This is a genomic window from Mesorhizobium sp. M2A.F.Ca.ET.039.01.1.1, from assembly GCF_003998035.1.
Lineage (GTDB): Bacteria > Pseudomonadota > Alphaproteobacteria > Rhizobiales > Rhizobiaceae > Mesorhizobium.
The window spans coordinates 1-7026 of record NZ_RZRY01000322.1; the positions used below are offsets into that span (position 1 = coordinate 1).

The 7026-nt window shown below is 64.1% G+C and carries 5 protein-coding genes, 1 pseudogene and 1 riboswitch; of the genes and pseudogenes, 2 read left to right on the forward strand and 4 right to left on the reverse strand.

Annotation, left to right across the window (positions count from 1 at the left end; all coding sequences use genetic code 11):
* Nucleotides 1–433 (forward strand): annotated as a pseudogene (locus EOA24_RS22250) (ceramide glucosyltransferase); the annotation flags it as partial.
* 21 nt (nt 434–454) lie between these two features.
* On the opposite strand, the gene EOA24_RS22255 reads toward EOA24_RS22250, so the two are convergent.
* Nucleotides 455–1645: an O-succinylhomoserine sulfhydrylase gene (locus tag EOA24_RS22255; RefSeq protein ID WP_126079343.1), complete on the reverse strand. Its 1191-nt coding sequence runs from the start codon at nt 1643–1645 to the stop codon at nt 455–457.
* A gap of 56 nt (nt 1646–1701) precedes the next feature.
* Nucleotides 1702–1779: riboswitch (SAM riboswitch) on the reverse strand.
* A gap of 116 nt (nt 1780–1895) precedes the next feature.
* Here EOA24_RS22255 and EOA24_RS22260 point away from each other — a divergent pair.
* Nucleotides 1896–2990, forward strand: a complete 1095-nt coding sequence (locus EOA24_RS22260) for a 2'-deoxycytidine 5'-triphosphate deaminase (protein WP_127410064.1) — start codon at nt 1896–1898, stop codon at nt 2988–2990.
* A 193-nt stretch (nt 2991–3183) separates the two neighbouring features.
* On the opposite strand, the gene araD1 is transcribed toward EOA24_RS22260, so the two are convergent.
* The 3 genes from araD1 to EOA24_RS22275 all read right to left on the reverse strand — a co-directional run.
* On the reverse strand, nt 3184–4179 hold the full coding sequence (gene araD1 / locus EOA24_RS22265) for an AraD1 family protein (RefSeq protein ID WP_126079341.1): 996 nt from the start codon (nt 4177–4179) through the stop codon (nt 3184–3186).
* Nucleotides 4180–4379: 200 nt separating this feature from the next.
* Nucleotides 4380–5672 carry a multiple monosaccharide ABC transporter permease gene (gene mmsB / locus EOA24_RS22270; protein WP_042641269.1) on the reverse strand — a complete coding sequence of 431 codons (1293 nt, stop codon included), beginning with the start codon at nt 5670–5672 and terminating at the stop codon, nt 4380–4382.
* On the reverse strand, nt 5669–7026 hold a 1358-nt coding region (locus EOA24_RS22275; protein WP_133374570.1), incomplete at its 5' end, for a sugar ABC transporter ATP-binding protein. The genes EOA24_RS22275 and mmsB, both read right to left, overlap by 4 nt.

The window sequence follows — 7026 nt, forward strand, 5'->3', positions numbered from 1 at the left end:
GGGCCTGCGCGTCAATCTCGTCGCCTCGCCTTTCGAGCAGCCGCTCGGACAGCGCAGCTTCGCCGAGATCTGGTCGCGACAGACGCGCTGGGCGCGGCTGCGCCGGGTCACGTTCCCGCTGTTCTTCACGCCAGAGATCCTGACCGGCGCGGCGGCGCCGCTCCTGCTGGCGCTGGTTGCCGCGGCAAGCGCCGGCGTCAGCCTGTCCACCACGGCTTTGTGGGTGCTGGCGATCGCCTACCTGCCGGAATGCCTGCTGGCCTTGGCCAAGGGCTGGTACCTGTCGCCGCGCAGCGTCACCGCGATGATCGCGCGTGACGCCATGCTGCCGGCCATCTGGGCGCGCGCCTGGTTCGGCGGCGCCGTCGAATGGCGCGGCAATGAGATGACCATCCGCACCCGCGCGCTGACAGAACTTGAGGAGATCGCCTGATCTCCCACGATGTTTTCCGGCTTATTTTGCCGCCTTCAGCGCCTGCTCGATGTCCTCCAGCAGATCGTCGGTGTCCTCCAGGCCGACCGAGAGCCTGAGCGTGCCGGGGCCGATGCCGAGCTCGGCACGTGCCTCGTCACTCAGGTTCTTGTGCGTCGTCGTCGCCGGATGGGTGATCAGGCTCTTGGCGTCGCCGAGATTGTTGGAGATCAGCACGATGTCGAGCGCGTTCTGGAAGGCGAAGGCCGCCTGCTTGCCGCCCTTGACGTCAAGGCAGATCAATGTCGAACCGCCCGACATCTGCTTCTTGACGATATCGGCCTGCGGATGATCGGCGCGGCCGGGATAGATGACGCGCGCGATCTCCAACCGGCCGGCCAGGAAATCGGCGATCCTGCCGGCGCTCTCGGTCTGCTGGCGCACGCGCAGCGGGAGCGTCTCCAGCCCCTTGAGCAGCGTCCACGCGTTGAAGGGCGACAGGCTGGGGCCGGTGTGGCGGAAATAGTCGTGCAGGTTTTCGTCGATCCATTTCTTGTCCGACAGGATGACGCCGCCGAGGCAGCGGCCCTGGCCGTCAATATGCTTGGTCGCCGAATAGACGACGATGTGAGCGCCGAGCTGCAGCGGCTTCTGCTGCAGCGGCGTGGCAAAGACGTTGTCGACGATAACGCGCGCGCCGATCGAATTGGCGAGCTTGGCGACCGCGGCGATGTCGACCACTTCCAGCGTCGGATTGGTCGGGCTTTCCAGGAAGAACAGCTTGGTGTTCGGGCGAACCGCCTTTTCCCAGTTGGCGATGTCGGTGCCGTCGATCAGCGTCGCCTGGATGCCGTAGCGCGGCGCCAGCGTCTCCACCACCCAGCGACAGGAGCCGAACAACGCGCGCGCCGCAACGATGTGGTCTCCTGCCTTCACGCTGCAGAGCAGGGCGGCGGAAACGGCGGCCATGCCGGAGGCGGTGGCGCGGGCATCCTCGGCGCCTTCCAGAGCGCACATGCGCTTTTCGAACATGTCGACGGTCGGGTTGGCGTAGCGCGAATAGATGAAGCCCGGTTCCTCGCCCTTGAAGCGGGCTTCCGCCGCCTGCGCCGTCTCATAGACATAGCCCTGCGTGAGATACATCGCCTCTGCGGTCTCGCCGTACTGGGAACGCAGCGTTCCGCCATGCACGAGTGCCGTTTGAGGTTTCCAGTTGCGCTTCTTGGTGCTCATAGCCCTGCTTCCAGACATAAAAAAACCGGCCGCGAAGTCGCAACCGGTCCATATAGCCTTGCGGCTCGACGGTCCTTTAGCGACTTGTTTAACGTGGCTGCAAGCCGACCGGCCAAATCACCACGGGATAACGACCCTTTAAATGAGCGCCGCGCTTGCGTCAATTGCCGGCTTCATTAAGAGGTTTGTACCAGCCGGACGGCAAGAGCCTGCCTAGGTCCTCGCCCGGCCTTGTGAACGGAGCCAGCCTTTGCGGCAGACAGGCATTCTTCCGGATCAGGACATCGCGGCGCTGTTTGAGGCGAACGCGCTCAAGTCGCCGCGCGCGCTGGACACCAACCAGATCCAGCCGGCCAGCCTCGATCTCAGGCTCGGCGACAAGGCCTATCGCGTGCGCGCCTCCTTTCTGCCGGGGCCCGATCATCTGGTCGCCGACAAGCTCGAACGGCTGAAGCTTCACGAGATAGACCTCACCGGCGGCGCGGTGCTGGAAACCGGCTGCGTCTATATCGTGCCTTTGCTGGAAAGCCTGGCATTGCCGGCCGAGGTTTCGGCCTCGGCCAATCCGAAGAGCTCGACCGGCCGCCTCGACATCTTCACGCGGGTCATGACCGATCGCGGCCATGAGTTCGACAAGATCGCCGCCGGCTATCACGGGCCGCTCTATCTCGAAGTCAGCCCGCGCACCTTCCCGATCGTCGTGCGCGCCGGCTCGCGGCTGTCGCAGATCCGTTTCCGCATCGGCAATGCCGTGCTTTCGGAAAGCCAGCTGCGCGACCTTCACCGTGCCGAGATGCTGGTCGCCACCGAGCCGCCCAATATTTCCGGCGGCGGCATCGCGCTCTCCATCGACCTCGACGGCGACAAGGACGGGCTTGTCGGTTATCGCGGCAAGCACCACACCGGCCTGGTCGATGTCGACAAGCGCGCCGCGCAGGATGTCGTCGACTACTGGGAGCCGATCTATAAGAGCGGCGCCGGCGAGATCGTGCTCGACCCTGACGAATTCTACATCCTGGTCAGCCGCGAAGCGGTGCACGTGCCGCCGCTCTATGCCGCCGAGATGACGCCCTTCGATCCGCTGGTCGGCGAGTTCCGCGTCCACTATGCCGGCTTCTTCGATCCGGGCTTCGGCCATTCCGCCGCCGGCGGCAGCGGCAGCCGCGCCGTGCTCGAAGTGCGCAGCCACGAAGTGCCTTTCATCCTCGACCACGGCCAGATCGTTGGCCGCCTCGTCTACGAGCACATGCTGAAGCGTCCGCAGGCGCTCTACGGCACCGATCTCGGCTCGAACTATCAGGCGCAGGGCCTGAAGCTTTCCAAGCATTTCAGGGCCGCGCGCTGAGCTGCCAACCTCCCCCCTTGAGGGAGGGGGAGATGCCCGGCAGGGCAGAGGGGAGCGCGAAGGATCGCGGCCTTTGTATTTGAGGCAGGTGAGGGCTTCCGAGGTCTGAGCTTGAACGAGTGGAGACGCTGGCGGGACAGCGCCCCCCTCTGGCCTGCCGGCCATCTCCCCCACGAGGGGGAGATCACCCTTCCTACAGCGCCTTCACCGCCACCTTCACCGGATTTTCGATCTCCAGCGGATTGCGCAGCGGAAGCCCGAAATCCGGCGCCTCGATCTCGAACGTGTCGCCGGCCTCGGTCTTGATGCCGTCGGCGAAGGAGAGCGTCGCGGTGCCGAACATATGCACATGCACGTCGCCCGGCTGGCGGAAGGCCGAATATTTGAAGTGGTGGTGCTCGAGATTGGCGATGGTGTGCGACATGTTCGCCTCGCCCGACAGGAACGGCTTTTCCCAGAGCAGCTTGCCGTCGCGCCAGATGCGCGATGCGCCGCGGATGTCGGCCGGCAGGTCGCCGATCAGGATCTCGGGGCCGAACGAGGCATTGCGCAGCTTGGAATGGGCGAGGAACAGATAGTTCACCCGCTCGGTGACATGATCGGAGAACTCGTTCGACAGCGTGAAGCCGACGCGGAACGGCGCGCCATCATCGCCGATGACATAGATGCCGGCGATCTCGGGCTCCTCGCCGCCGTCCTGCGCGAAGGCCGGCGACATCAGCGGCGCGCCCGGCGCCACCGCCATCGTGCCGTTGCCCTTGTAGAACCATTCCGGCTGCACGCCGACCTGGCCTTTGGCCGGCTTGCCGCCTTCGAGCCCCATGCGGAACATCTTCATGGAATCGGTGAGCTCCTGCTCGCCGCCCTCGCTGAGCTTCTTGTGCATGGAATCGCGCGTCGCCGCGGAGCCGAGATGCGTCAGCCCGGTGCCGGTGAGATGCAGATGCGCCGGGTCCGGATGGTTGATCGGCGAGACCAGCCTCCCCCTCTTGTAGGCGGCATCGAGATCGACCGTCTCGCCATAGCCCTTGCGCTCGATTAGCGCTTCGAGCCCGATGCCGGTGCGCGCGGCCTCCATCGCCAGCGAATAGACGCTGCGCGCGCCATTGATGACCCTGGTCTTGCCGCCGCCATTGCGGGCGACGACGCGGATCGTCTCGGCGTCGTCGAGGATCTGGGAGATCAGCATGTTCGAATCCTCTCTCATTTAGCGGCCGCCCGCGGGCAAGCCTTACCCGGCGCGGCGTGGAGCGATCCCCGCCGCGGTTGAAACTCTTCGTCCGGATTGCGTTCGCGCGCTCGGTCCTTGTGCGGACTTCTTGGCGCCGACGGGTTGCCGGCAGCGTCGCGATCTGGAACCCGTATGCCTCCTGAACTTTGTTCCGGCCCTTAAGCCTTGTTCTTGTTGTAGACGTCGAAGATGACGGCGCCGAGCAGCACCAGGCCCTTGACCACCTGCTGCCAGTCGACATTGACGCCCATGATCGACATGCCGTTGTTCATCACGCCCATGATGAAGCCACCGACCACGGCGCCGATCACCTGGCCGACGCCGCCCATTGCCGAGGCGCCGCCGATGAAGACGGCCGCGATCACGTCGAGCTCGCTGCCGAGGCCAGCGGCCGGCACGGCCTGGCCGAGGCGCGCCGCGATGATCAGGCCGCCGAGCGCCGACAGCACGCCCATGTTGATGAAGACCAGCAGCGTCAGCCGTTCGGTGTTGATGCCCGAGAGCTGCGCCGCCTTGGCGTTGCCGCCCATGGCGTAGATACGGCGGCCGATGGTCATGCGCTTGGTGACGAAGACGAACAGCGAGATGAGCACACCCATCACCAAGAGCACGACCGGCAGGCCCCGGTAGCTGGCGAACTGGAACACCAGGAACAGCGCCAGCGCGCTGCCGACCAGCGTCTTGATCACGAACAGCGGGAAGGGCTCCGCCTCATAGCCATGGCGCTCGCGCTTGCGCCGCGTCCTGAAACCGAAATAGGCATAGGCGAGCACGGCGATCAGGCCGAGCACGATCGTTGTCATATGCAGCGTCAAGCCGCTGCCGACGATGGTCTTGCCGGCGGCATTGACCGTCGGCGGGATCAGCACAAGCGGGCCGATGACGTCCGGGATGAAGCCCGAGCTCAGCGCCTTGAAGCTGTCCGGCAGCGGGCCGACCGACGAGCCGCCGCCGAGCAGCGCCTGGCAGATGCCGCGGAAGATCAGCATGCCGGCCAGCGTCACGATGAAGCTCGGTATCTTGTGATAGGCGATCCAGTAGCCTTGCGCCGCGCCGATCAGCGCGCCGACGATCAGGCAGACGATCGAGACCACCAATGGATTCGAGAATATGCCGAGCGGCCAGATGACCATCATCATCGCGGCAAGCGCGCCGATGAAGCCTGCCACCGATCCCACGCTGAGGTCGATATAGCCGGCGACGATCACCAGGAGCATGCCCAGCGCCATCACGATGATGAACGAGTTCTGCTGCACCAGGTTCGAGAGGTTGACCGGTTTGAACAGCGTGCCCGACGTCGTGTACTGGAAGAACAGCATGATGACGATCAGCGCGATGATCAGGCCGTATTCGCGCAGGTTCGTCGTCAGCGCCGACACGGCGATGCGTGGACCCTGCTTGACGTCTTCGGCTGTGCCGCTTTGCGGTGCGGGAGCGCTTTCTGTGCTCATGATGCTTTTTTTCCTTCTCCGCGAACGATGGCGCGCATGATTTTTTCCTGGCTGGCTTCGCTTGCCGCCATTTCGCCGACGATACGCCCTTCGTTCATCACATAGATGCGGTCGGTGATGCCGAGCAATTCGGGCATTTCCGACGAGATGACGATGATCGCTTTGCCCTCGGCGGCGAGGCGGGCGATGATCGTATAGATTTCGTACTTGGCGCCGACGTCAATGCCGCGGGTCGGCTCGTCGAGGATCAAGACTTCCGGATCGGCGAACAGCCATTTCGACAGCACCACCTTCTGCTGGTTGCCGCCCGAAAGGTTGCCTGTCAGCTGATAGACGCTGGAGGCGCGGATATTGGTCTTCTTGCGGTAGTCGTTGGCGACGCTCATCTCGCGCATGTCGTCGATGACGCCGCGGCTGGAAACGCCGCCAAGATTGGCCAAGGTCACATTGTGCTTGATGTGGTCGATGAGGTTGAGGCCGTAGGTTTTGCGGTCTTCCGTCACATAGGCGATGCGGTTCTCCACCGCCTTGCTCACCGACGAGAGGTCGAGCGGTTTGCCGTGGAGCGACACCTCACCGGTGATGTGCCGGCCGTAGGAGCGGCCGAACAGGCTCATCGCGAATTCGGTGCGGCCGGCGCCCATCAGCCCCGCAATACCCACCACCTCGCCCTTGCGCACATTGAGGTTTACGTTCTTGATCACCTGCCGCTCGGCGTGGATGGGGTGGTAGACCGACCAGTCCTTCACCTCGAAAATGACGTCGCCGATCTGCGGCTCGCGCGGCGGGTAGCGGTCGTCGAGGGAACGGCCGACCATCGAGGTGATGATGCGGTCTTCCGAGATGTCCTTCCTCGGCAAGGTCTCGATGGTGCGCCCGTCGCGGATCACCGTCACATTGTCGGCGACACGGTTCACCTCGTTCAGCTTGTGCGAGATCAGGATCGAGGTCATGCCCTGGCGCTTGAACTCGAGCAGGAGGTCGAGCAGCGCCTGGCTGTCCTTTTCGCTGAGCGAGGCCGTCGGCTCGTCCAGAATCAGGAGCTTCACTTCCTTGCTGAGCGCCTTGGCGATCTCGACCAGCTGCTGCTTGCCGACACCGATATTGGTGATCAGCGTCTTGGGATCCTCCTTGAGCCCGACCTTCTTGAGCAGGGCGGCCGTGCGCGTCTCATTGGCGTCCCAGTCGATGACGCCATAGCTGGCGTGCTCGTTGCCGAGGAAGATGTTTTCCGCGATCGAGAGCATCGGCACCAGGGCAAGCTCCTGGTGGATGATGACGATGCCCATATGCTCGCTGTCGTGAATGCCTTTGAAATTGCATTCCTGGCCGCGAAAGATGATTTGGCCATCAT

Bases quoted from the DNA above. Each gene is read 5' to 3' on its own strand.
- EOA24_RS22255 (WP_126079343.1), bottom strand. From the start codon at position 1,645: ATGAGCACCAAGAAGCGCAACTGGAAACCTCAAACGGCACTCGTGCAT.
- araD1 (WP_126079341.1), bottom strand. From the start codon at position 4,179: ATGCTGATCTCCCAGATCCTCGACGACGCCGAGACGATCCGCGTCGTC.
- mmsB (WP_042641269.1), bottom strand. From the start codon at position 5,672: ATGAGCACAGAAAGCGCTCCCGCACCGCAAAGCGGCACAGCCGAAGAC.